The 22823-nt window shown below is 64.9% G+C and carries 18 protein-coding genes; 12 read left to right on the plus strand and 6 right to left on the minus strand.

Features of this window, described 5'->3' with window-relative positions:
* Nucleotides 1-233: 233 nt before the first annotated feature.
* Together AC5P8J_RS16225 and AC5P8J_RS16230 are read left to right on the plus strand one after the other, a co-directional pair.
* On the plus strand, nucleotides 234-1196 hold the full coding sequence (locus AC5P8J_RS16225; RefSeq protein ID WP_019658790.1) for a TerC family protein: 963 nt from the start codon (nucleotides 234-236) through the stop codon (nucleotides 1194-1196).
* A gap of 93 nt (nucleotides 1197-1289) precedes the next feature.
* Nucleotides 1290-2060 (plus strand): rhomboid family intramembrane serine protease, encoded by a 771-nt coding sequence (locus tag AC5P8J_RS16230; protein ID WP_021203280.1) that lies wholly within the window; start codon nucleotides 1290-1292, stop codon nucleotides 2058-2060.
* An 84-nt stretch (nucleotides 2061-2144) separates the two neighbouring features.
* On the opposite strand, the gene AC5P8J_RS16235 is transcribed toward AC5P8J_RS16230, so the two are convergent.
* The 6 genes from AC5P8J_RS16235 to rpmH all read right to left on the minus strand — a co-directional run bounded on the left by AC5P8J_RS16235 (nucleotide 2145) and on the right by rpmH (nucleotide 9947).
* Entirely contained in the window at nucleotides 2145-3251 is a 1107-nt protein-coding gene (locus AC5P8J_RS16235; protein ID WP_111099191.1) for a glycerophosphodiester phosphodiesterase, read from the minus strand.
* A gap of 137 nt (nucleotides 3252-3388) precedes the next feature.
* Complete coding sequence (gene mnmE / locus AC5P8J_RS16240) at nucleotides 3389-4738, minus strand: tRNA uridine-5-carboxymethylaminomethyl(34) synthesis GTPase MnmE (protein WP_227854077.1); 1350 nt, start codon at nucleotides 4736-4738, stop codon at nucleotides 3389-3391.
* Between the two features lie 3 nt (nucleotides 4739-4741).
* Entirely contained in the window at nucleotides 4742-7414 is a 2673-nt protein-coding gene (locus AC5P8J_RS16245; RefSeq protein WP_495216959.1) for a polysaccharide deacetylase family protein, read from the minus strand.
* A 177-nt stretch (nucleotides 7415-7591) separates the two neighbouring features.
* A complete protein-coding gene (gene yidC / locus AC5P8J_RS16250) occupies nucleotides 7592-9307 on the minus strand; it encodes a membrane protein insertase YidC (protein WP_021203276.1) in 1716 nt (571 codons plus the stop codon).
* Nucleotides 9307-9801 (minus strand): ribonuclease P protein component, encoded by a 495-nt coding sequence (gene rnpA, locus AC5P8J_RS16255; RefSeq protein ID WP_021203275.1) that lies wholly within the window; start codon nucleotides 9799-9801, stop codon nucleotides 9307-9309. Before rnpA ends, yidC begins: the two co-directional genes overlap by 1 nt.
* 5 nt (nucleotides 9802-9806) lie before the next feature.
* The gene (gene rpmH / locus AC5P8J_RS16260) at nucleotides 9807-9947 is read right to left on the minus strand and encodes a 50S ribosomal protein L34 (protein ID WP_005411729.1); all 141 of its coding nucleotides are present in this window, start codon (nucleotides 9945-9947) and stop codon (nucleotides 9807-9809) included.
* A 255-nt stretch (nucleotides 9948-10202) separates the two neighbouring features.
* On the opposite strand from rpmH, the gene dnaA reads away from it, so the two are divergent.
* The 10 genes from dnaA (at nucleotide 10203) to AC5P8J_RS16310 (ending at nucleotide 22822) form a co-directional block, all read left to right on the plus strand.
* A complete protein-coding gene (gene dnaA, locus AC5P8J_RS16265; protein ID WP_019658797.1) occupies nucleotides 10203-11534 on the plus strand; it encodes a chromosomal replication initiator protein DnaA in 1332 nt (443 codons plus the stop codon).
* A 275-nt stretch (nucleotides 11535-11809) separates the two neighbouring features.
* Entirely contained in the window at nucleotides 11810-12910 is a 1101-nt protein-coding gene (dnaN, locus tag AC5P8J_RS16270) for a DNA polymerase III subunit beta (RefSeq protein ID WP_495216960.1), read from the plus strand.
* Nucleotides 12911-13889: 979 nt separating this feature from the next.
* A complete protein-coding gene (gene recF / locus AC5P8J_RS16275) occupies nucleotides 13890-14984 on the plus strand; it encodes a DNA replication/repair protein RecF (protein WP_134732187.1) in 1095 nt (364 codons plus the stop codon).
* A gap of 112 nt (nucleotides 14985-15096) precedes the next feature.
* Nucleotides 15097-17556: a DNA topoisomerase (ATP-hydrolyzing) subunit B gene (gene gyrB, locus AC5P8J_RS16280; protein ID WP_019658799.1), complete on the plus strand. Its 2460-nt coding sequence runs from the start codon at nucleotides 15097-15099 to the stop codon at nucleotides 17554-17556.
* A gap of 67 nt (nucleotides 17557-17623) precedes the next feature.
* Nucleotides 17624-18469 carry a CPBP family intramembrane glutamic endopeptidase gene (locus AC5P8J_RS16285; protein ID WP_021204594.1) on the plus strand — a complete coding sequence of 282 codons (846 nt, stop codon included), beginning with the start codon at nucleotides 17624-17626 and terminating at the stop codon, nucleotides 18467-18469.
* 71 nt (nucleotides 18470-18540) lie between these two features.
* Nucleotides 18541-19347: a M48 family metallopeptidase gene (locus tag AC5P8J_RS16290; protein WP_019658801.1), complete on the plus strand. Its 807-nt coding sequence runs from the start codon at nucleotides 18541-18543 to the stop codon at nucleotides 19345-19347.
* Between the two features lie 132 nt (nucleotides 19348-19479).
* Nucleotides 19480-20667: a tetratricopeptide repeat protein gene (locus AC5P8J_RS16295; protein WP_021204595.1), complete on the plus strand. Its 1188-nt coding sequence runs from the start codon at nucleotides 19480-19482 to the stop codon at nucleotides 20665-20667.
* A 143-nt stretch (nucleotides 20668-20810) separates the two neighbouring features.
* Nucleotides 20811-21479, plus strand: a complete 669-nt coding sequence (locus AC5P8J_RS16300; RefSeq protein WP_010487418.1) for an energy transducer TonB — start codon at nucleotides 20811-20813, stop codon at nucleotides 21477-21479.
* Nucleotides 21480-21572: 93 nt separating this feature from the next.
* Nucleotides 21573-22334 (plus strand): TonB-system energizer ExbB, encoded by a 762-nt coding sequence (exbB, locus tag AC5P8J_RS16305; RefSeq protein ID WP_004132614.1) that lies wholly within the window; start codon nucleotides 21573-21575, stop codon nucleotides 22332-22334.
* Nucleotides 22335-22396: 62 nt separating this feature from the next.
* Nucleotides 22397-22822 carry an ExbD/TolR family protein gene (locus AC5P8J_RS16310; protein WP_005411739.1) on the plus strand — a complete coding sequence of 142 codons (426 nt, stop codon included), beginning with the start codon at nucleotides 22397-22399 and terminating at the stop codon, nucleotides 22820-22822.
* Nucleotide 22823: the final 1 nt, after the last annotated feature.

Here is a 22823-nt window from a genome sequence, read left to right on the forward strand (position 1 = left end):
ACGGCGGCCCGGCCAGGCCGCAGAATCGGCAGCAGAAGGGGAGTAGCTCCCAGACGTTGTCGCCGTCATTTCGAGCCCGCAGGCTCCGGTGCAACGGCAGTTCCAGCCGACTGGAACTGCGAGCGAGACCTTCGCCGTACTGGCGAAGCTCTGTCCCTGGATCCCCCTCCCGATCCTCCGTTGCAGATCCTCGCCGTCCGGCCTGGCATTCATCTTTCCAACGGACATTCCCAATGCAGACGATCGGTAACGTGTGGTTGTGGGGCGGCTTCGCAGCGGTGGTGGTCATCGCCCTGCTGGTCGACCTCGTGTTGATGCGCCATGGTGGACCGCACAAGGTCACCTTCAAGGAGGCCCTGTGGTGGTCCATCGGCTGGGTCGCGCTGGCCCTGCTGTTCAATGCCGGCCTCTGGTACTACCTGAATGAGACCGCCGGCCAGGTGGTAGCGAACAAGGTCGGCCTCGAATTCCTGACCGGCTACCTGGTCGAGAAGGCGCTGGCTGTCGACAACATCTTCGTGTTCCTGATGATCATGAGCTACTTCGCGGTGCCGGATGAGCAGCGCCAGAAGGTGCTGATCATCGGCATTCTGGGTGCGATCGTGCTGCGTACGATCATGATCTTCGCCGGCAGCGTGCTGATCAGCCAGTTCCATTGGCTGCTCTACGTATTCGGTGCTTTCCTGCTCTTCACCGGTTGGAAAATGTGGTTTGCCGCCGGCCAGGAGCCGGACCTGGAGACCAACCCGGCCCTGCGCTGGATGCGCAAGCACCTGCGCCTGCTGCCGGACTACGCCGGCAACGCGCTGAGCGTGAAGCGCGACGGCGTGCGCTGGTTCACCCCGCTGTTCGCGGTGCTGATCCTGATCGCGGTCACCGACGTGATCTTCGCGGTGGACAGCATCCCGGCGATCTTCGCGATCACCACCGACCCGTTCATCGTGCTCACCTCCAACGTGTTCGCGGTGCTGGGCCTGCGCGCGATGTTCTTCCTGCTGGCCGGCATGGCCGACCGCTTCCACCTGCTGCCGTACGGTTTGGCGCTGGTGCTGGGCTTCATCGGCATCAAGATGATGATCATCGACCTGTTCAAGATCCCGACCCCGGTGTCGCTGGGCGTGGTCGCGGTCATCATCGCCGCCACCGTGGTACTGAGCCTGAAGTACCCGCCGAAGGAAGGCTCCGGCCACGCCTGATCATGGCCGGCCGGCGGGATTGTCCCGCCGGCCGCACCCACTCTCCCGCAGCGGTGGCCTTGGTTTCGCGCCAGTCACCGCCATTGCTGAGGTATGGACAACAACGCGCCCCTGCCCGCCGGCGACGTGCCGGCCCCTCGCGATGACCGCTCGCGCATCCTGCGGGCGTTCAATCTCAGTCTTGCCGCTGTGCTGGTGCTGGTGGCCGTGTTCGCCCTGCAGGGCACCTTCGACTGGCGGCCGTGGGCGGTCGCACCGCTGGAAGCCAAGGGCCTGCTTGGCCTGATCGGTGGACCGATGCTGCATGCCTCGGTCGAGCACATCGCCGCCAACAGCATCGCGATCCTGATCCTGGGCACGCTGGCTGGCAGTGTCTACCCGAAAGCAACCGTACGCGCCCTGCCCCTGCTGTGGCTGGGCTCGGGCATCGGCGCGTGGATGCTGGGCAATCCGGGCAGCGTGCACCTGGGCGCCAGCGGGGTGACCCACGGCCTGATGTTCCTGCTGGCCAGCCTGGGCCTGCTGCGCCGCGACCGCACCGCCATCGCCACCGGCCTGATCGGCATGCTGTTCTACGGCGGCATGCTGATGACCATCCTGCCACACGCCGATGGCGTGTCCTGGCAGTCGCACATGGGCGGCGCCTTCGCCGGCATCATCGCCGCGCTGCTGTTCCGCAACGCCGACCCGCTGCCGCCGCGCCCGCGCTACAGCTGGGAAGACGAAGAAGACGAGGCAGAACCGCTGGCCGACGACGAGCTGGAGCCGCCGTCGCCACAGCGCGTGCCGGTGCTCTGGCAGCCGCGCGAGGGCCAGGACTACGTGGTGATTCCGTTCCGCCGGCCGGACGAACCGCGCGGTTGAAGCGAGGGGCCGCCGGGCATGGCCCGGCGCTACCGTGTGGACGCCCTGGGTAGCGCCGGGCCATGCCCGGCGGCCAGGGGTCGATCAGTTCCCCGCCGCGCCCATGCCATCCACCGCCTGCCGGCCCAGCGCCGGATCATCGGTGAAGAACGCATCGATGCCGGTCGCCAGATAGGCGTGCATCTCGGCAATCGAACCTTCGGGATTGCGCGCGGTGTCGGCGCCCTTGCGCAGGTTGCTGGCCTGGAAGTGGTTCTCCGGACGGAAGGTGTACGGAATCACCATCAGCCCCACTGCATGTGCGTCCTGTACCAGCGTGGTCGGCGTGCTCAGCGCGCCCTTGGCATCCAGCGGAATGATCGAGCGCAGTTCCGGGCCGATGCCGTCGGCGTAGCTGGCGATGTCCTTCAGTCCGGCCGGGGTCATCATCTGCGCGTAGGTCAGCGTGCCACCGGCCTTGGCGATGTCGGCCGGCTGGGTGCCGCCCTTCCACAGCAGTTGCAGCAGGCGGATGTTGCTGCCGCGCGGGATCTTGCCGCGCAGGTAGCGCAGGTTGGCGGTCTCGAACGACTGGATGGTGACCGGGCCGACGTTGGTATAGGCATTGCCACGCAGCGCGGTCAGGAGCTTGTCTTCCATCGGCAGGCCGATCGACTGGAAGTAGGTCGGGTGCTTGATCTCCGGCACCAGGCCGATGCCACGGTTGGCACGCCCGGCCTGCTGCACCAGGAAGGCCAGGATCTCGTCCAGGCTGGCGATGCGGAACTGACCGTCGTAGGCGGTGCTGCGCAGCTCCGGCAGGCGCTCGCGCGCATACAGGGTCTTCAGCTCGGCCAGGGTGAAGTCTTCGGTGAACCAGCCATCGACCTTCTGGCCGTCGATGACCTTGCTGGTGCGGCGGCTGGCGAACTCCGGATGCGAGGCCACATCAGTGGTGCCGCTGATCTCGTTCTCGTGGCGGGCCACCATCATTCCGTCCCTGGTCATCACCAGGTCCGGCTCGATGTAGTCGGCGCCATCGGCGATTGCCTGCGCATAGGCGGCCAGGGTGTGCTCGGGCAGCAACGCGCTCGCCCCGCGATGGCCATAGACCGACACCTTGTGCGCGGCCGGGGTGGAGGATTCAGCACTCATGGCCACCGATGGTGCCACGGCCAGCGACAACAGCAACGCACAACCCCACGACTTCACTGCGACTTCCCCAAGCGGTATGTGATGGGCGCCAGTATGCGGCGGCAATGTGACAGGTGGGGGAAGCCCGCACCTGTAGAGCCGAGCCCATGCTCGGCTGACGGGTAGAGCAGCCGAGCATGGGCTCGGCTCTACAGTTACTTGCCGATGCAGAAACTGGAGAAGATCCTTCCCAGCAGATCATCCGCACTCATCTGCCCGGTGATCTCGCCCAGCGCATCATGTGCCAGCCGTAGTTCCTCGGCGGCCAGTTCCAGGTGTTCGTGGGCCAGCTCGCCATCGGCGCGCTGCGCGTGTTCCTGCGCACGCTCGATTGCATCCACATGCCGCGTGCGCGCGGAGAACTCACCGTCCACGTGCTCGCCTGCCCCGGCCGAAGCGATCAAACGCAGGCGCGCGTGCAGATCCTCCAGGCCGGCACCGGTCGCAGCCGAGACGAACACACGGTCCGGGTCGTCCAGCATCGGCAGCGCATCCAGCAGGTCCGACTTGTTGTGGATGTAGACCTTGTGTGGCACCGCTGCCACGGCCTCGCCCAGCGCCGCTTCACCCGCCGCCGGATCGCGCGCGTCCAAGACGATCAGGGCCAGGTCGGTTCGCTCGATCTCCACATGGGCGCGGCGCATGCCTTCGCGTTCGATGGCGTCGCCGCCGTCGCGCAGGCCAGCGGTATCGACCAGGGTCAGTTCCAGCCCGTCCAGGCGGATGGTCTCGCGAAGCGTGTCGCGGGTGGTGCCGGCGATGTCGGTGACGATGGCGCGTTCACTGCCGGCCAGCGCATTGAGCAATGAGCTCTTTCCGGCATTGGGCGGACCGATCAGCACCGCGTGCAGGCCATCGCGCAGGCGGCGACCGCGTTCGGCATCGCGGCGCAGCAGGGCCAAGTCGCTGCGCGCCTGTTCCAGCCCGCGCCGCACCTGTGCGCCACCGAGCGTATCCAGCGGTTCGTCGGCGAAGTCGATGGCCGCTTCCACGTGGATGCGCAGCATGACCAGCTGCTCGACCACGGCCTCGATGCGGCGCGAGAACACGCCATCCAGCGAGCGTCGTGCAGCGCGTGCGGCACGGTTGTCGCCGGCGGCGATCAGGTCAGCGATGGCCTCAGCCTGGGCCAGGTCGAGCTTGCCGTTGAGGAACGCGCGTTCGCTGAACTCACCCGGCCGCGCCTGGCGCGCACCGAGCGCGATGCAGCGCGCGACCAGCTGCTGCAGCAGCACCGGGCTGCCATGGCCCTGCAGTTCCACCACCTCTTCGCCGGTGAAGCTGTTCGGTGCCGGGAACCACAGCACGATGCCATCGTCGATGACCTCGCCGTCGGCATCACGCAGGCGCGCGTAGTGCGCGTGGCGCGGCCGCAGCGCGGGCGCCCCCAGCGCATTGGCAATCGCCGCTGCGCGCGGACCGGACAGGCGCACCAGGCCGACACCGCCCGCGCCGGGGGCACTGGCGATGGCCACAATGGTGTCGGTGCGGATCGCGTCGTTCATGGCTCAGAGCTTCTCCAGCTGCGTGCGTGCCTGCGCGGCACCGCTGCCCTGCGGCTGCAGCGCCAGGTAGGTGGTGTAGGCCTGCTTCGCCTTGGCCTTGTCGCCGGCGTTGAAGTAGGCATCACCCAGGTTGAGATAGGCCACGGCGCGCGATGGGTCGATCTTCAGCGTGTTCTCCAGCCAGCGCGCCGCTTCGGCATAGCGCTGCTGGCGGTAGTAGACGAAGCCGAGGTTGTTGGCGGCCTGGGCAAAGTCCGGACGCAGCTTCAGTGCTTCGGTGAACTGCGCGGCTGCCTCGTCGTACTGCTTCTCGCGGTACAGCTGCAGGCCACGGTCGTTGGCCTGCTGCGCGCGCTGGCGGTCGGACGCCGGGCCGGCGGAGGGCACTACCAGCTTGGCCTTGCCGCCCTGCAGGTCAGCCACCGTCACCGGCGCCTGGCTGCCCTTGGCCTCGCTGGCGGCATCCACCTTGTTGTTCAGTGCGATTGCATCGGCGGTCAGCTGGCGCGTATCGGCGTTGAGGAATTCCTGGCTGTCCGGCACCTGGAACACGAACTCGCCGCCCTGCGAACCGGGCAGGCTGCCGAAGGCCGGCGTCTGGTGCGAAACGGCCGAGACGGCCGGCGCCACGTAGGCGGCCAGCTCGGTACCGGTGATCAGGCCGTCGCCGTTGAGGTCACCCTTGCCGGCCAGCGCCTGCAGCAGCACCCAGGTGAACACCGAGTGGCCGTTGGGGCCGGCATCGGCCACCTGCTGGTCGGCGCCACCGGCGGTCAGCATCTGCCGCGCGCTGCGACGCGCGTTCTCGCGCAGGAACGACGACGACGACGGGCCGCCACGGGTCAGGCCCAGGCCGCTGTAGCAGGCATCCATCACGAACATCACGTGCTTGGCCTGCATGCTCTCGGCGATGTTCTGGATATCGGTCATCGCGATGGCATCGGTAGCGAATTCCTTCGGGTCCGAATCAACCGGGATGATGTAGCCGAGGTCGCGCCCTGAGGCGAGCTGGCGGGTCGCGCCGTGGCCGGCGAAGAACACGAACACGCGGTCGTTCCTGCCAGTGCGGTCATCGGCCAGGCGGTCGTGGAAGGCGGCCAGGATGTTGTTTCGGGTGGCCTGCTCGTTCTTCAGCACGATCACCTGCGAGGACGGGAAGCCGAACTGCCCGGTCAGGGTATCGGCCACCGCCTGCGCGTCGTGGCTGGCGTATTCCAGCTTCGGCCACTTGGCGTAGTTGTCGATGCCGACCACGATCGCCCACGACTTCTCGTAGCCGGTGGTGACGGTGGCGGCGCTGGCGTCACCCTTGCGCGCACGGGCGACCGTGAAGTCCCGGCCATTCCAGCCGGCGAACTGGTAGCCATCGGCGATCAGCCGGTCGAGGATCTGCGGCAGCGCCTTTACCGCACGATCGTGGATGTCATGGAACAGGATGATGCCGCGCTGTTCCTTGTTCACCTGGTCGAGCACGCGCTGCACGATCGATTCCGGCACCGGGTCGGCCCAGTCCATCGAATCGATGTTCCACATGATCGACTTCAGTCCGGCCTCGTTGAGCAGCTGCAGGCCTTCGGCGTTGCGCGCGCCATAGGGGAAGCGGAACAGCGGCGCGCGCTTGCTGTCGACATCCTTCAGCAGCGTGTCGGTGTCGAGCACCTGCTGGCGCAGCGCGTCACCGGTGGTGCGCGACAGTTGGGCGTGGGTCAGGCTGTGGTTGCCGACCGCATAGCCTTCTTCCATCAGGTTGCGGCTGATCTTCGCCATCGGGCCGAGGCTGACCTTGCCGTCGGCCTCGACTTTGCCCAGGTTGCGGCCCACTTCGAAGAAGACACCCGGCACGTCATAGCGCTTGAGGATGGCCACCACTTCATCGGTATAGGCCTTGTGCGGACCGTCGTCGAAAGTCAGCACCACGGTCTTGGCCGGCAGGTCGCGGCCGAAGATCTCGCGGTCGCTGTCCTTCATCGACATCGGGTATGCCTCGATCACGCCGTAGTCGCGCAGGATCGCTTCGCGGCTGTAGTCCTTGTGCAGGTGGGCGATGTAGTCCTCCCACTTCTCGCGCTTCAGCGCAATGGCGCGGGTGCGCTCGAAGCGGCTGAAGATGCGGGTCAGTTCCTGGTTGTAGTTGCGCTCGATCTCATCGAGCGCCTCCAGGTCCTCGCCGATGCGCTGGTGCAGCTTCACCGCCGGCAGCGAGGAATCGGTGCTGACCCGCTCATGCAGATCACGCAGTACTTCGCGGAAGGCCAGGCGGTCGGCGTCGAACAGTTCCGGCGCCGACTCGATGTAGTCCAGCACGGTGCCGAGGGTGGCGAAGCGCTGCGGGCTGGAGCCGCGCAGCAGGGTGTCGAACTGCGCGGCGATCGCCGTGCGCTGTTCCAGGCCATCGTGGAACAGCTGCTGGCCCACACGCGTGGAGGTGCCGCGGTCGGCGGCCGACTGCTGTTCCTCGTCTGCCAGCAGCACGATGATCCGGCGGTAACCGTCGAGCTGTTTCTGCAGGGCCACCAGCATCGGTGCGGCCGCGGGATCGGCGGCGGCCGCGGCCTGCGCGCTCGCCTGGGTGACGGTGGTCGCCGGCGCCTTCGCATCCTTGTCGCCACAACCGGCAACGACCAGGGTCAACAACAGCGAGGGCAGGAACAGGCGGAACGACGACGCACGCGGCATGGCGGACTCGAGGGCGGGAGGGACGATGTGCCGGCGATTCTAACGCCGCATGCGAAAAGCCCGCCTTGCGGCGGGCTTTTCGCGTCGATCGGGGCGGTAGAGTCGACTGTGGGTCGACTGCTCATCCGCCAGTCGACTAACAGTCGACTCTACAAAGCAGGTGACCTGCGGTCGGGATTACTTCTTCTTGACCGGGGCCGGAGCGGTGGTGGCCGGGACCGGCTCGCCGCCATGGCGCTTGGTCATCCACCACTGCTGCAGCAGGCCCAGGCCGCCGTTGACCACCCAGTACAGGACCAGGCCGGACGGCATGAAGGCCATCATGACGCCGAACACCAGCGGCATGAACTGCATCATCTTCTGCTGCATCGGGTCCATGCCCGGTGCCGGGGTCAGCTTCTGGGTGAACCACATCACTGCCACGTTGATGACCGGCAGGATGAAGTACGGGTCGCGTGCGGTCAGGTCCTGGATCCAGCCGAACCAGGGCGCCTGGCGCAGTTCGACCGATTCCACCAGCACCCAGTACAGGGCGAAGAAGATCGGCATCTGGATGAGGATCGGCAGGCAGCCGCCCATCGGATTGATCTTTTCCTTCTTGTACAGCTCCATCATCGCGGTCTGGAACTTCTGGCGGTCATCGCCATAGCGTTCCTTCAGCTGCGCGATGCGCGGCTGGAAACGACGCATCTTGGCGCCGCTCTTGTACTGGGTTGCCGACAGCGGGTACAGCACCAGCTTCAGCAGCACCACCAGCCCGACGATCGCCCAGCCCCAGTTGCCGACCAGCTTGTGCACCTGGTTGAGCACCCAGAACAGGCCCTGGCCGATCACCGCCATCATCGAGAAGCGGCTGTAGTCGACCACGCGGTCCAGGCCCGGCACATCTTCCTTGGCGATCAGGTTGACCAGCTTCGGGCCGACCCACAGGCGGGCTTCGGTGCTGGTCGACTGGCCCGGCGCCACGGTGAAGGCCGGGCCACGCGCTTCGATCAGGTCACGACCGGCCACCTGCGAGAGCACGTAGTGTGCGGTCTGGTCCTTCTGCGGGATCCAGGCGGTGAAGAAGTGGTGCTGCAGCATCGCCAGCCAGCCGCCGGTGATGTTCTGGTTCAGCGTGCCGTCTTCCAGGTAGTCCTTGAACGCACGACGCTGGTACTTCTTGTCATTGTCGTACCAGGTGGCACCGTTGAAGCTGAAGGAATCCGGGTTGGTCATGCTCCGCGACAGGATGGTCGGGGTGCGGTCCAGGGTGCGGTAGACGTAGCCGTTCCACGGCGCGGTGCCGGCGTTGCTGACTTCGTCCTTGAAGCGCACGGCGTACTCGTTGCGCGAGACGGTCAGGGTGCGCTTGATGGTCACGCCGTTGTCGGCGGTCCACACGAACGGGATCTGCAGTTCGTTCTGGCCCTTGGCCAGCACGAAGTCGGTGGTGTCACCCACCAGCTTGAAGCCGTCGGCGCCGGGAACCGGGGTGTTCTTGTCTTCGCTGGCCCAGCCACTGATCGCGCTGTACGGGTGGGCGGGGTCTTCGGTCAGCAGGCGGACCGGCGGACTGCCTTCGTCCTTGGTCTGCGGGAACTGCAGCAGCTCGGCGTCGAGCACGCGGCCGCCGTCGAGCACCAGGCGCAGCACGTCGGTGGTGACCGTCACGCGCTGGCTGGCCGGGGTAGCGCTGGCCTGGGCCTGTGCGGCGGCCTGGCCGGGGGCGCCCGGCACCTGGGCGCTGGGGATGGCGCCGGGGTTCGCGCCCGGAACACTCTGTGCGGCGGCCGGGGCCGACGTGGTGGTTGGTGCCGGGGTCGGAGCAGCCTTTTCACGGCTCCACTCCATCCACAGCAGCACGGCCACCATCAGCCAGGCAAAAATGAGGAATACGCGGGTCTGGTTCATCAGCGGACAGGCTCGGCGGGGCCGGGACGCGATGCCGGCTCGGTCAAAGAAGGAGTTGCGATGCCATCAGGCGGCGGCATTGTGCCGTCCACGCCCGGCGTGGGCAATGCACGCAGGCGACGCAGCAGGCGCAGGAAGGCCTGGCGGATCTCGTCGTTGCTGGCGGAACGCGCAGCACTACGAGCCACGACGACAAAGTCGCCTGGCTGGATGTCGGTACGTGTCTGACGCAGGATGTCGCGCAGGACGCGCTTGATCCGGTTACGCCCGACGGCGTTCGGATCGACCTTGCGGGAAACCGCCAGACCCAGCCTGGCCGGCCGGTCAGCCGGCAGCCAGTGCAGGGTCATCAGCGGATCGGACACACGGCGGGCGCCGTTGAAGACCGTTGAGTATTCGGCACGCGTGCGAACCCGCGCAGAGCGAGGAAATCGCTTGCGCGGGTCTGCAGTATTCACTGTCGAAGGGATTGCGTCTGCCGCGATGTGCGGCATGGCAATCAGGCGCTCAGGACTTTGCGGCCCTTGGCGCGGCGACGCGACAGGATCTTGCGGCCGTCAGCGGTCTTCATACGGGCACGGAAGCCGTGGTCGCGCTTACGCTTGAGGTTGCTGGGCTGGTAGGTGCGCTTCGTGGCCATTGGGGGCCTCTCGTATGAATGGGACGGAAAGAACCGGAAATTCTAGAGAGGTCTCCCCCCTCACGTCAACCCCTGGGGACTACGCGAATTCACCGGGCTGTGCAATAGCTGTGGATGTTTTTGTGAATAAGTAGGGGACAAGCATTCCGAAGGCGGGCGCTCGGTGGTAGTCTGAGCCATCCATTTCCCCCCTTTCCGGCCTGTGTCTGGGCGCCTTGTCGCGTCCATGCACCGGCCACCGGACGATTATTGCTGATGGATGCCTGGTCCCGTAGTCTCGAGCGCCTCGAAGCGGAGTTCCCGCCGGAAGACGTTCATACCTGGTTGAAGCCGCTGCAGGCCGATCTGCGCGTGGACAGCCTGGTGCTGTATGCACCAAATGCCTTCATCGTCGACCAGGTCCGCGAGCTGTACCTGGCCCGGATCCGCGAACTGCTGGCTCACTTCGCCGGTTTCAGCGACGTTTTTCTTGAAATCGGCTCGCGCCCGCGCCCTGTAGAGACGCAGAACGCGCCGGTTTCCACGTCGTCGGCGCCTGTGTCCAGCGAACCGCAGGTGCCGTTTGCCGGCAATCTGGACAATCACTACACCTTCGCCAACTTCGTCGAAGGCCGCAGCAACCAGCTGGGCCTGGCCGCCGCCTTCCAGGCAGCGCAGAAGCCGGGCGACCGCGCGCACAACCCGCTGCTGCTGTACGGAGGCACCGGCCTGGGCAAGACCCACCTGATGTTCGCCGCCGGCAACGCCATGCGCCAGGCCAATCCGGGCGCGAAGGTGCTGTACCTGCGTTCGGAACAGTTCTTCAGCGCGATGATCCGGGCCCTGCAGGAAAAGACCATGGATCAGTTCAAGCGCCAGTTCCAGCAGGTCGACGCGCTGCTGATCGATGACATCCAGTTCTTCGCCGGCAAGGACCGCACCCAGGAAGAGTTCTTCCACACCTTCAACGCGTTGTTCGATGGCAAGCAGCAGATCATCCTGACCTGCGACCGCTATCCGCGCGAGGTCGAAGGCCTGGAAGCGCGCCTGAAGTCGCGGCTTGCCTGGGGCCTGTCGGTCGCGATCGAACCGCCGGACTTCGAGACCCGCGCCGCGATCGTGCTGGCCAAGGCGCGCGAACGTGGCGCCGAGATTCCCGATGATGTTGCGTTCCTGATCGCCAAGAAGATGCGCTCCAACGTGCGCGACCTCGAAGGTGCGCTCAATACCCTGACCGCCCGCGCCAACTTCACCGGCCGCGCGATCACCACCGAATTCGCCCAGGAAACCCTGCGCGACCTGCTGCGCGCCCAGCAGCAGGCGATCAGCATTCCCAACATCCAGAAAACCGTTGCCGACTACTACGGCCTGCAGATCAAGGATCTGCTGTCGAAGCGTCGGACCCGCTCGCTGGCCCGCCCGCGCCAGGTCGCCATGGCCCTGACCAAGGAACTGACCGAGCACAGCCTGCCCGAGATCGGCGACGCCTTTGCCGGTCGCGATCACACCACGGTGCTGCATGCCTGCCGCCAGATCCGGACCCTGATGGAAACCGACGGCAAGCTTCGCGAGGACTGGGACAAGCTGATCCGGAAGCTGAGCGAATGATGCACGGATGCCGATGAGGCGTCATCGCACAAAACGGTGCAGAATCCGGTAGCAAGCGCGGGACACGTTGTGGATAAAAATGGCGTTTGAAATCGCGCTGGAGTTATCCACAGCTTTCCCCACCCTCTGGGGGTCGGTAATACAGAGGGTTTCGAGGCCAGAAACTCTTTTATTTACAAAGACTTAGCGTTGTTTTCCAGCGATTCTGTCTCTACCAGCACCACCAAGCTTTTGATTTATTCCACATTTTTTAAAGCATAGGGGCACGGAACCACATGCGTTTCACACTGCAGCGCGAAGCCTTTCTCAAGCCGTTGGCACAGGTCGTCAACGTGGTCGAACGCCGCCAGACCCTTCCGGTTCTGGCCAATTTCCTGGTCCAGGTGCAGAACGGCCAGCTGTCGCTGACCGGTACCGACCTGGAAGTGGAGATGGTGTCGCGGATCGCGGTTGAAGATGCCCAGGACGGCGAAACCACCATTCCCGCCCGCAAACTGTTCGAGATCATCCGCGCCCTGCCCGACGGCAGCCGGATCACCGTCTCGCAGACCGGTGACAAGATCACCGTGCAGGCCGGTCGCAGCCGCTTCACCCTGGCCACCCTGCCGTCCAATGACTTCCCGTCGGTGGACGAGGTGGAAGCCACCGAGCGCGTGGCCATCGGCGAAGCAACCATGAAGGAGCTGATCGAGCGCACCGCGTTCGCGATGGCCCAGCAGGACGTGCGCTACTACCTCAACGGCCTGCTGTTCGACCTGCGCGGCGATGCGCTGCGCACCGTCGCCACCGACGGTCATCGCCTGGCCCTTTGCGAAACCGACCTGGCCAAGCCCAGCGGTTCCAAGCGCCAGATCATCGTGCCGCGCAAGGGCGTCACCGAGCTGCAGCGCCTGCTGGAAAGCGGCGATCGCGAGATCGAGCTGGAAGTTGGCCGTAGCCACGTCCGCGTCAAGCGCGACGATGTCACCTTCACTTCGAAGCTGATCGATGGCCGTTTCCCGGACTACGAAGCGGTGATCCCGATCGGCGCCGACCGCGAAGTGAAGGTGGACCGCGAAGCCCTGCGTGCCTCGCTGCAGCGCGCTGCGATCCTGTCCAACGAGAAGTACCGCGGCATTCGCGTGGAAGTCTCGCCGGGCAACCTGAAGATCAGCGCGCACAATCCGGAACAGGAAGAAGCCCAGGAAGAGATCGAGGCCGACACCACGGTCAGCGATCTGGCCATCGGCTTCAACGTGAACTACCTGTTGGATGCCCTCTCCGCCCTGCGCGACGAGGAAGTGATCATCCAGCTGCGCGACTCCAACTCCTCGGCGCTGGTGCGTGAGTCCAGCAGCGAGAAGTCGCGCCACGTGGTGATGCCGCTGCGTCTCTGACGGAAACGCTGTTTCACGTGGAACCCAGAAGCGCCCGGGACCTCCCGGGCGTTTTTTTATGTTCCACGTGGAGCATTGTCGAAACACATCGGAGAAAGTCCGGACGCGCCCTGCTTGGCTCCAGACCAACTCGATCTCGCTTGCTCGAAGCAACTCAGGATCCAGAACCCTGGGGGGGCGCCTTGCAGTGCTCGTCGGGCTCCATGTTTTTGGGGTTCTGGCAGCGAGTTCTTCGCATATCCCACTTCGCTGTCCTGATCTTCACTGCTGGAAGCAGCAGATCCTCTTCCTGGAGGAGGTCCTCCGCTTCTGCAAACTGCACTGTCCACAGACCGGCTCGGGGGCAATTTGGGGAAATCCTAGCTTCTAAATCTGGGTATAAATCTAAAGCGTGGTGGTGATGGTAGAGCCAGATTTCGTGGAAAAATGTATTATCTATTTGTTTTTAAAGGGATTTATGAGTCTGAAACCCCCTGTATAGAGGGTCCTCGGGCTGGGGGGGAACCTGTGGATAGTTTTGAGCGCTTAACAAAAGGGCTTTTTTATCCACAGATTGCCCATACCTTGTGTATAAGTCATACATCCCTGCTGTGGACAGCGTGGAACGAGCGTCCTGAATTTCTTGAAATCTGTGGAACCCTCCAGGGCATCGGATCGCAGATTTGAAGGAATCGGCGGGGTCATCCGTCGGAGCCACCCGCGAGGTGTCCAGCGGGTAGCCCTGCAGTGCTCGCGAAATCGGCGAAATCCGAGGGCCTGCACGCTGGAACCTCGCGCAGATTTGAAGAAATTTCGGGCCTTTGCAGCCCGGAACGTGCGAGCGCGTCATCCGCATTCCACGTGGAACGCGTCCATCGATGGGTGCAGAAGCTGCACCTTCGGCTCGACCGGCCTGCCACCGCGCCCGGCTTGACCGATGCAGTAAGCTGATGGATTCCCTGCCCCTCTACCGCCTCGTGCGGATGGTCTTTCGCGCCCCATGCAGATCCGCCGCCTCGCCTTGCATCAACTGCGTCGCTTCAGTGCGGTGGACCTGTCGCCCCAGCCGGGATTGAACCTGCTGACCGGTGACAACGGTGCCGGCAAGACCAGCGTGCTCGAAGCCCTGCATCTGATGGCGTATGGGCGGAGCTTCCGAGGCCGGGTACGCGATGGTCTGGTGCGCCAGGGCCAGGAAGCCCTGGAAATCTTCGTCGAATGGGACGAACAACGCGCGAACCACCCGCCGCACCGCCGGAAGGCCGGCCTGCGCCACAGTGGCCAGGACTGGAAGGGACGATTGGACGGTGAGGACGTGGCCCAGTTGGGCAATCTATGCGCAGCGCTGGCCGTCGTGACGTTCGAGCCCGGCAGCCACGCGCTGGTCAGTGGAGGCGGTGAACCCCGTCGCCGTTTCCTCGATTGGGGCTTGTTCCACGTGGAACCTGATTTCCTGTCCCTGTGGCGCCGCTATTCGCGTGCGCTGAAGCAGCGCAACGCCCTGCTCAAGCAAGGCGGGCCGCCACGGATGCTCGATACCTGGGATCATGAGCTCGCGGAGGCCGGAGAGCCTCTGACCAGTCGTCGCCAGCACTACCTGGAGCGCTTGCAGCAGCGCACCGTGGCGCTGGCTGCCAGCCTGGCGCCGCAGCTCGGCATTCAGGGCCTGGAACTCAGTGCGGGGTGGCGTCGGCATGAGCTTCCTCTGGCCGATGCCCTGCTTCTGGCACGGGAACGTGACCGCCAGGCCGGTTACACCTCGGTCGGGCCGCACCGGGCCGATTGGAGTGTGGATTTCCACAGCATTCCCGGTCGTGACGCGCTCTCTCGCGGCCAGGCCAAGCTGACGGCATTGGCGTGCCTGCTGGCACAGGCCGAGGACTACGCAGAGCAGCGCGGCGAGTGGCCGGTGATTGCCCTCGACGATCTGGCTTCGGAGCTGGATCGGACCCACCAGGCGCGGGTACTGGAGCGCCTGCTCAGCGGACCGGCACAGATCTTTGTCACTGCCACCGAAACCCCGGCAGCGCTGCAGGAGCTGACCCATATTGCCCGGTTCCACGTGGAACATGCACAGATCGTGGCTGTGCCATAGTGGGCACACCAGGGCCGCTCGACCCCGGCTGGTATAATTCGGGTTGGAATCCTTTCATTCTCGGCACACCGCTCCACGCGGTGGCCGACCTGCGGAGCCTACGGCAAGCGCAATGAGCGACGAACAGAACACCCCGGCAAACAACGGCAACTACGACGCCAACAGCATTACGGCCCTGGAAGGCCTGGAGGCTGTCCGCAAGCGTCCCGGCATGTACATCGGTGACGTGCATGACGGTACCGGTCTGCACCACATGGTGTTCGAGGTGGTCGACAACTCGATCGACGAGGCGCTGGCCGGCCACGCCGACCACGTCGCAGTGACCATCCACGCCGATGGCTCGGTCTCCGTGTCCGACAACGGCCGCGGCATTCCGACCGGCAAGCACGAGCAGATGAGCGCCAAGCTTGGTCGCGAAGTGTCCGCTGCCGAAGTGGTGATGACGGTCCTGCACGCAGGCGGCAAGTTCGACGACAACAGCTACAAGGTTTCCGGCGGCCTGCACGGCGTCGGCGTCAGCGTGGTCAACGCGCTGTCGCAGAAGCTGGTGGTGGATGTGTTCCAGAACGGCTTCCACTACCAGCAGGAGTTCAGCAACGGCGCCGCCGTGACCGCGCTGGCCAAGCTGGAAACCACCACCAAGCGCGGTACCACGGTGCGCTTCTGGCCGTCGACCGTCGCCTTCCACGACAACGTGGAATTCCACTACGACATCCTGGCCCGTCGCCTGCGCGAGCTGTCGTTCCTGAACTCCGGCGTCAAGATCGTCCTTGCCGACGAGCGTGGTGATGGCCGTCGCGATGATTTCCACTACGAAGGCGGCATCCGCAGCTTCGTGGAGCATCTGGCCCAGCTGAAGACCCCGCTGCATCCGAACGTCATCTCGGTCACTGGCGAGCACAACGGCATCGTCGTGGAGGTGGCGCTGCAGTGGACCGACTCCTACCAGGAGACGATGTACTGCTTCACCAACAACATTCCGCAGAAGGACGGCGGTACCCACCTGGCCGGTTTCCGCGGTGCGTTGACCCGCGTGCTCAACAACTACATCGAGCAGAACGGCATCGCCAAGCAGGCCAAGATCAACCTGACCGGCGACGACATGCGCGAAGGCATGATCGCGGTGCTGTCGGTGAAGGTGCCGGACCCGAGCTTCTCCAGCCAGACCAAGGAAAAACTGGTCAGTTCCGATGTGCGTCCGGCGGTGGAAAACGCCTTTGGTGCGCGCCTGGAAGAGTTCCTGCAGGAAAACCCCAACGAAGCCAAGGCGATCGCCGGCAAGATCGTCGACGCCGCGCGCGCGCGTGAAGCCGCGCGCAAGGCCCGCGACCTGACCCGCCGCAAGGGCGCGCTGGATATCGCCGGCCTGCCGGGCAAGCTGGCCGACTGCCAGGAAAAGGATCCGGCGCTGTCCGAACTGTTCATCGTCGAGGGTGACTCGGCAGGTGGTTCGGCCAAGCAGGGCCGCAACCGCAAGAACCAGGCAGTGCTGCCGCTGCGCGGCAAGATCCTCAACGTGGAACGCGCGCGTTTCGACCGCATGCTGTCCTCCGACCAGGTCGGTACGCTGATCACCGCGCTGGGCACCGGCATCGGCCGCGACGAGTACAACCCGGACAAGCTGCGTTACCACAAGATCATCATCATGACCGACGCCGACGTCGACGGCGCTCACATCCGCACCCTGCTGCTGACGTTCTTCTACCGTCAGATGCCGGAACTGATCGAGCGCGGTTACGTCTACATCGGCCTGCCGCCGCTGTACAAGATCAAGCAGGGCAAGCAGGAGCTGTACCTGAAGGACGACCCGGCGCTGGACAGCTACCTGGCCAGCAGCGCGGTGGAAAACGCCACGCTGGTGCCGGCCACCGGCGAACCGGGCATCGAAGGCCTTGCGCTGGAGAAGCTGCTTCTGGCCTACGCGGCCGCGCTGGATTCGATCGAGCGCAACGCACATCGTTACGACCGCAACCTGCTTGAAGCGCTGGTCGATTTCGTGCCGATGGACCTGGAGAGCCTGCGCAGTGCGGGTGAAGGCGAAGGGCTGGATGCACTTGCCAAGCGGCTCAACCAGGGCAGCCTGGGCAGCCCGCGTTTTACGCTGGAACTGCAGGAAGCCAACGACGAGCGCCCGGCCGCTGTGCTGGTGACCCGTCGCCACATGGGCGAACAGCACGTCCAGGTGCTGCCGATGTCGGCGTTTGAAAGCGGCGAACTGCGCGCGATCCATCAGGCCTCGAAGCTGCTGCACGGCCTGATCCGCGAAGGCGCCACCATTTCCCGCGGCGCCAAGTCGATCGAAGTGGACAGCTTTGCCAAGGCACAGAACTGGCTGCTCGAGGAGGCCAAGCGCGGCCGCCAGATCCAGCGATTCAAGGGCCTGGGTGAAATGAATCCGGAGCAGCTGTGGGACACCACGGTGAATCCGGAGACCCGCCGACTGCTGCAGGTGCGCATCGAAGACGCTGTCGCTGCCGACCAGATCTTCAGCACGCTGATGGGCGATGTCGTCGAACCGCGTCGCGACTTCATCGAAGACAATGCGCTGAAGGTCGCAAACCTGGATATCTGACACAATCCGGACACGGCCGGCGCGCGGGGAGGCGCGCCGGCTTTCGACTCTTGAACGCAGGTACCTGATGTCCGCATCCGCCCCGGTTTCCGCTCCGCCCCCGGTTCCGCCGTCTTCTGTCGCGCCGCGTGCGGTTTCGCCGTTGGCGGGGTTCTTCATCGACCTGGGCATCGCCGCTGTCACGTTGTTCGGCCTGAGCCTGATCAGCGGCGTGCTGTGGGGCCTGTACCGTGGCGTGGTGGTCGGTTACGCGACCGCGCAGGCCGGCGCTGGCGCACCCGACGCCAGTTCGGTGGCGGCGTCATTGGGCCAGCCCGGCGCACTTGCGCAGATTCTCATGGCGCTGTTTGCCACCGGCGGCGCCGCGCTGCTGCTGTACTTCTGGCGACGGCCGGCCAACGCCGCCGAACGTCATGCGTCGCGCCAGGCACTGCGCCGCCCCTCCACCTGGGGCTGGACCCTGCTGGTGGCGACCCTGATCGTGCTGGGCAGCAACGGTATCGCCTTCCTGGCCAAGCAGTTCGGCATCGAACCGGTCCCCACCAACCTGGCGCTGATGCAGAGCGCGATCGCGCGCTTCCCGTTGTTCCTGATGCTGTTCGCGGTGGTACTGGCACCGGCCTACGAGGAACTGCTGTTCCGCCGCGTGCTGTTTGGACGCCTGTGGAAGGCGGGGCGCCCGTGGCTGGGTGTTGTACTGAGCAGCCTTGCTTTCGCCCTGATCCATGAAATCCCTGGCACCAGTGCAAACGGCCCGGCCGAAATCGCACAGCTGTGGCTGGTCTATGGCGGCATGGGCGCCGCGTTCTGCTGGTTGTACCAGCGCACCGGCACGCTCTGGGCCGCGATCACCGCGCACGCCCTGAACAACGGCGTGGCGCTTGCCGCGCTTGTGTTTTTCGGGGCAACGTAACGCCGTGTCCGCTTGACGAAAGATTAAGCCGCTACGCTACACACTGCGCATATGAACACGGGGGTGGACCCATGAAACAACTGCTGCTGGCCCTTGTCATCACCACCCTGGTCAGCGCCTGCGCGACCACGACCTCCCCTACCGGCCGCCGGCAGATGGTGGGCGGTGTGTCGCAGGCACAGCTGGACCAGCTCGGCGCACAGGCGTTCGCCGAAACCAAGCAGAAGGAAAAGATCAGCACCGACGGCCGCCAGAACGGTTATGTGCAGTGCGTGGTCAACGCTCTGGTCGCGCAGCTGCCGCCTCAATACCGTGGCGTACGGTGGGAGACGGCCGTGTTCGTCGACAAGGAGCCCAACGCCTTTGCCCTGCCCGGTGGCAAGGTTGGCGTGAACACCGGCATCTTCACCGTCGCCAAGAACCAGGATCAGCTGGCTGCCGTAATCGGCCATGAAATCGGGCATGTCATTGCCCGTCACCACGAAGAGCGCATCACCCGCCAGATGGGCGCACAGACCGGACTGGCCGTGCTCGGTGCGTTGGCCGGTGCGGCGTACGGTGAAGGTGCCGCCAGCACGGTCAACCAGCTTGGCGGAATGGGCGCGCAGGCGGCCTTCCTGCTGCCCGGCTCGCGCACCCAGGAGAGTGAGGCCGACGTAATCGGCCAGCGACTGATGGCCCAGGCCGGCTTCAACCCGGCGCAGGCGGTCGATTTGTGGCAGAACATGATGGCTGCCAGTGGTGGCCGCAGCCCGCAGTGGCTGTCCACCCACCCTGATCCGGCCAACCGCATCCAGGAACTGCGGCGCGATGCGCCGGGGCTGACGCCGGTCTACCAGCAGGCGCAGGCCGCCGGGCTGCGGCCAAAGTGCGGATGAGTGCGCAGTTCTATGCTGTATTGCAGCACATAAAACGATTTCTCACGCCATCTGTTTCTGATACGTTTGGCGGCTCAGATTTTTCTGACAGTCCGACTTTGCCGCTATCCGGCGGTTCGATCGAGGTGAACGATGATTTTCCGTAACCACAAAGCTGTGCTTTCCGTCCTCGTCGCGACCGCCCTGACCGGCGCCGTGGTCACTGATGCCTTCGCGCAATCCTCGCGTTCCTCCGAGCGTGGCAACCGCGGCGGCAAGCAGGCCAAGGCCGAAGCGCTGTACCCCAACGCGACCCGCCAGGAGCCGACCGTCAAGGCATCGGCCAAGCTGGGCAGCAAGCTTCAGAAAATGATTGACAGCTACAACAAGGAAAAGTTCCCGGAGACGCGCACGCAGGCCGACGCGATCCTGGCTGACAGCGCCGCGAACGAGTATGACAAGTCGCTGGCCGCGCAGCTGGCGTCGCAGGCTGCCTACCAGACCGACGATACCCCGGCTGCCATTGCCTACCTGAAGCAGGTCCTGCAGTTCAACGGCCTGGACAACAACGGCCACTTCCAGTCCATGCTGATGCTGGGCCAGTTGCAGCTGCAGGAAGACCAGACCGCCGAAGGCCTGGCGACCCTGGACAAGTACTTCGCCGAGAGCAAGTCGACCAAGCCGGAAGAGCTGATCGCCAAGGGCCAGGCGCTGTACCAGCTGGAGCGCTACCAGGAAGCGATCCCGGTGCTGAAGCAGGCCATCGCCGGTGCCACCGAACCGAAGGACAACTGGAACCAGCTGCTGATGGCGGCCCTCGCCGAAGCCGGCCAGTCCGGCGAAGCGGTGAAGGAAGCCGAGGCTCTGGCCGCCAAGAACCCGAACGACAAGAAGGCCCAGCTGAATCTGGCCAGCATGTACATGCAGGCCGACCAGATGGAAAAGGCCGCCGCGGTGATGGACAAGCTGCGCAGCAGCGGCCAGCTCACCGAAGAGCGCGAGTACAAGCAGCTGTACTCGATCTATGCCAACACCGAACACAAGGAAAAGGACGTCATCGCGGTCATCAACGAAGGGTTGCAGAAGGGCATCCTGAAGCCGGATTACCAGGTCTACCTGGCGCTGGCCCAGTCCTACTACTACTCCGACCAGGTGCCGCAGGCGATCGATGCGTGGCAGAAGGCTGCCCCGCTGTCCAAGGACGGTGAGACCTACCTGAACCTGGCACGCGTCCTGCATGCCGAAGGTCGTATCCCGGAGGCCAAGCAGGCCGCCCAGCAGGCGCTGGCGAAGGGTGTGAAGAACCAGGCTGATGCCAAGAAAATCATCAACCTGAAGTAAGTAGGAATAACGCCTGAATGCCTGCACAGTTGATGCGCAGGCGCTCAGGATTGGTATAAGCTTGGAGGTTCCTGCGGTGTCATGCACCGCTGATCAGGGATTCCGCCCCCGGCATCCCGGCCCCACTATTGAGCTCTTGGCGCATGACGGAACAACTAGTCGTTCACCGGTACGAACAACCCGATGACAAGGGGCTGAGCTGGCCTCGCATCGTCGGCATCGCGTTTGTAATTGCCCTGCATCTGGCCGCCTTCATGATGCTCCTCATTCCCGCCGTGGCTCCCAAGGCCGTTGCGGAGAAGGAGCGCAACGTCATGGTGACCATCGTCGACGCACCGCCGCCGCCGCCCCCGCCGCCGCCGCCGCCGCCGCCGACGGATACTCCACCGCCGCCGGTGAAGAATCTGTCGCCGCCGAAGCCGTCGCCGGTCCCGCCGCCGCCGCAGGCGCCGGTCGTGGACGTGCCGGAACCGCGCCCGAACGACATCGTCACCCCGCCGTCGCCGCCGGCACCGCCGGCACCGCCGACCTCGATCGAGGCCAGCGTGGACATCTCGTCGAAGGCCATGAATCCGCCGCGCTACCCGCCGGCAGCATTCCGCGCGGGTATCCAGGGCGAAGTGATCCTGATCATTGATGTCGATGCCAGCGGCAACGTCACCAATGTCACGGTGGAAAAGTCCAGCCGTAACCGCGACCTGGACCGTGCTGCGATGGAAGCGGCTCGCAAGTGGCGCTTCAACGCCGCTGAAGCAGGCGGTAAGAAGACGGCAGGTCGCGTTCGCGTTCCGGTCAACTTTGCGCTGAACTGATGCGCCCGGGTGGCCGCCGGCCACCCCCGCTCCCGGTTCGATTGTTTAGCTTAGCTACACCCTTTATCACCACACACAACAAAGGTAAGCGTCATGCTGCAGGAAATTTTCATCGCCGCTGCTGCCGGGGGCAATCCGTCCAACGCCCTGTCGCAGATGGGCTTCGAGCACCTGATCCACGAAATGACCACCAAGCCGGGTGATTTCGCGGTTTCCTGGGTCGTGCTGCTGACCCTGGTCGTCATGTCGGCCATGTCCTGGTACTGGACCGTCATCAACATCTTCCGTGCTACCCGCCTGAAGAGCGCCGCCGATCGCGTCGTCAGCCTGTTCTGGGACACCCCGAACGCGCAGGACGCCATCCGTGCGATGGAAGAACAGCCGGCTTCCGAGCCGTTCTCGAAGATCGCCCTGGACGCTGCCCAGGCAGCTGCCCACCACCAGCGCGCTGAAGGCGGCGCCACCGGCGGCGTGGGTGAGAACCTGAGCCGTTCGGAGTTCGTCGACCGCGCCCTGCGTCAGGCCGTGACCCGCGAAAGCAACAAGCTGCAGTCGGGCATGACCCTGCTGGCCACCGTCGGTGCAACCGCTCCGTTCGTCGGTCTGCTGGGTACCGTGTGGGGCATCTACGGCGCGCTGATCAAGATCGGTGCCACCGGCTCCGCTTCGATCGACGCCGTTGCCGGCCCGGTGGGTGAAGCGCTGATCATGACCGCGATCGGTCTGTTCGTCGCGATCCCGGCCGTGTTCGCCTTCAACTTCTTCAGCAAGATCAACAGCGCGACCATCAGCAAGTTCGATACCTTCGCGCACGACCTGCACGACTTCTTCGCCACCGGCTCGCGCGTCCGCTGATTGCGGCGCGCGTCACCCAGCGACGAACGTAAGTAGTCACCAAGATCTAGACGGAGCCCGTTATGGCTTTCAGTAGTGGTAACAGCGGCGGCCCCATGGCCGACATCAACGTTACGCCCCTCGTGGACGTGATGCTGGTGCTGCTGATCATCTTCATCATCACGGCGCCCCTGATGTCCCACAAGGTCAAGGTGGATCTGCCGGAAGCCAACCTGATCCAGAAGCCGGAAGACGCTGAAAAGCGTTCCGGACCGATCACCCTGGCAGTCAAGGAAGACGGCTCGATCTACTGGAACGACGAAGAAATCAACAAGCAGACTCTCGAGTCGCGCTTGGCGACCGCCGCCCAGCAGACCCCGCAGCCGCCGCTGAACCTGCGTGGTGACCGCACCACCAAGATGCGTGTCATCAACGACCTGACCAAGGTCGCGCAGGAGCAGGGCATGCTTGACGTCGGCTTCGTCGCGACCAAAGAAAAGGGGCAATAAG

The organism is Stenotrophomonas sp. YJH_SMC_37, from assembly GCF_059370035.1.

What these genes read in the sequence shown, in the direction of transcription:
- yidC (WP_021203276.1), bottom strand. Translation starts at nt 9,307, where the DNA reads ATGAACCAGACCCGCGTATTCCTCATTTTTGCCTGGCTGATGGTGGCC.
- rnpA (WP_021203275.1), bottom strand. Translation starts at nt 9,801, where the DNA reads ATGCCGCACATCGCGGCAGACGCAATCCCTTCGACAGTGAATACTGCA.
- AC5P8J_RS16290 (WP_019658801.1), top strand. Translation starts at nt 18,541, where the DNA reads ATGAAACAACTGCTGCTGGCCCTTGTCATCACCACCCTGGTCAGCGCC.
- dnaA (WP_019658797.1), top strand. Translation starts at nt 10,203, where the DNA reads ATGGATGCCTGGTCCCGTAGTCTCGAGCGCCTCGAAGCGGAGTTCCCG.
- AC5P8J_RS16295 (WP_021204595.1), top strand. Translation starts at nt 19,480, where the DNA reads ATGATTTTCCGTAACCACAAAGCTGTGCTTTCCGTCCTCGTCGCGACC.
- mnmE (WP_227854077.1), bottom strand. Translation starts at nt 4,738, where the DNA reads ATGAACGACGCGATCCGCACCGACACCATTGTGGCCATCGCCAGTGCC.
- exbB (WP_004132614.1), top strand. Translation starts at nt 21,573, where the DNA reads ATGCTGCAGGAAATTTTCATCGCCGCTGCTGCCGGGGGCAATCCGTCC.
- recF (WP_134732187.1), top strand. Translation starts at nt 13,890, where the DNA reads ATGCAGATCCGCCGCCTCGCCTTGCATCAACTGCGTCGCTTCAGTGCG.
- dnaN (WP_495216960.1), top strand. Translation starts at nt 11,810, where the DNA reads ATGCGTTTCACACTGCAGCGCGAAGCCTTTCTCAAGCCGTTGGCACAG.
- AC5P8J_RS16225 (WP_019658790.1), top strand. Translation starts at nt 234, where the DNA reads ATGCAGACGATCGGTAACGTGTGGTTGTGGGGCGGCTTCGCAGCGGTG.
- AC5P8J_RS16300 (WP_010487418.1), top strand. Translation starts at nt 20,811, where the DNA reads ATGACGGAACAACTAGTCGTTCACCGGTACGAACAACCCGATGACAAG.
- AC5P8J_RS16285 (WP_021204594.1), top strand. Translation starts at nt 17,624, where the DNA reads ATGTCCGCATCCGCCCCGGTTTCCGCTCCGCCCCCGGTTCCGCCGTCT.
- AC5P8J_RS16230 (WP_021203280.1), top strand. Translation starts at nt 1,290, where the DNA reads ATGGACAACAACGCGCCCCTGCCCGCCGGCGACGTGCCGGCCCCTCGC.
- AC5P8J_RS16245 (WP_495216959.1), bottom strand. Translation starts at nt 7,414, where the DNA reads ATGCCGCGTGCGTCGTCGTTCCGCCTGTTCCTGCCCTCGCTGTTGTTG.
- gyrB (WP_019658799.1), top strand. Translation starts at nt 15,097, where the DNA reads ATGAGCGACGAACAGAACACCCCGGCAAACAACGGCAACTACGACGCC.
- rpmH (WP_005411729.1), bottom strand. Translation starts at nt 9,947, where the DNA reads ATGGCCACGAAGCGCACCTACCAGCCCAGCAACCTCAAGCGTAAGCGC.
- AC5P8J_RS16310 (WP_005411739.1), top strand. Translation starts at nt 22,397, where the DNA reads ATGGCTTTCAGTAGTGGTAACAGCGGCGGCCCCATGGCCGACATCAAC.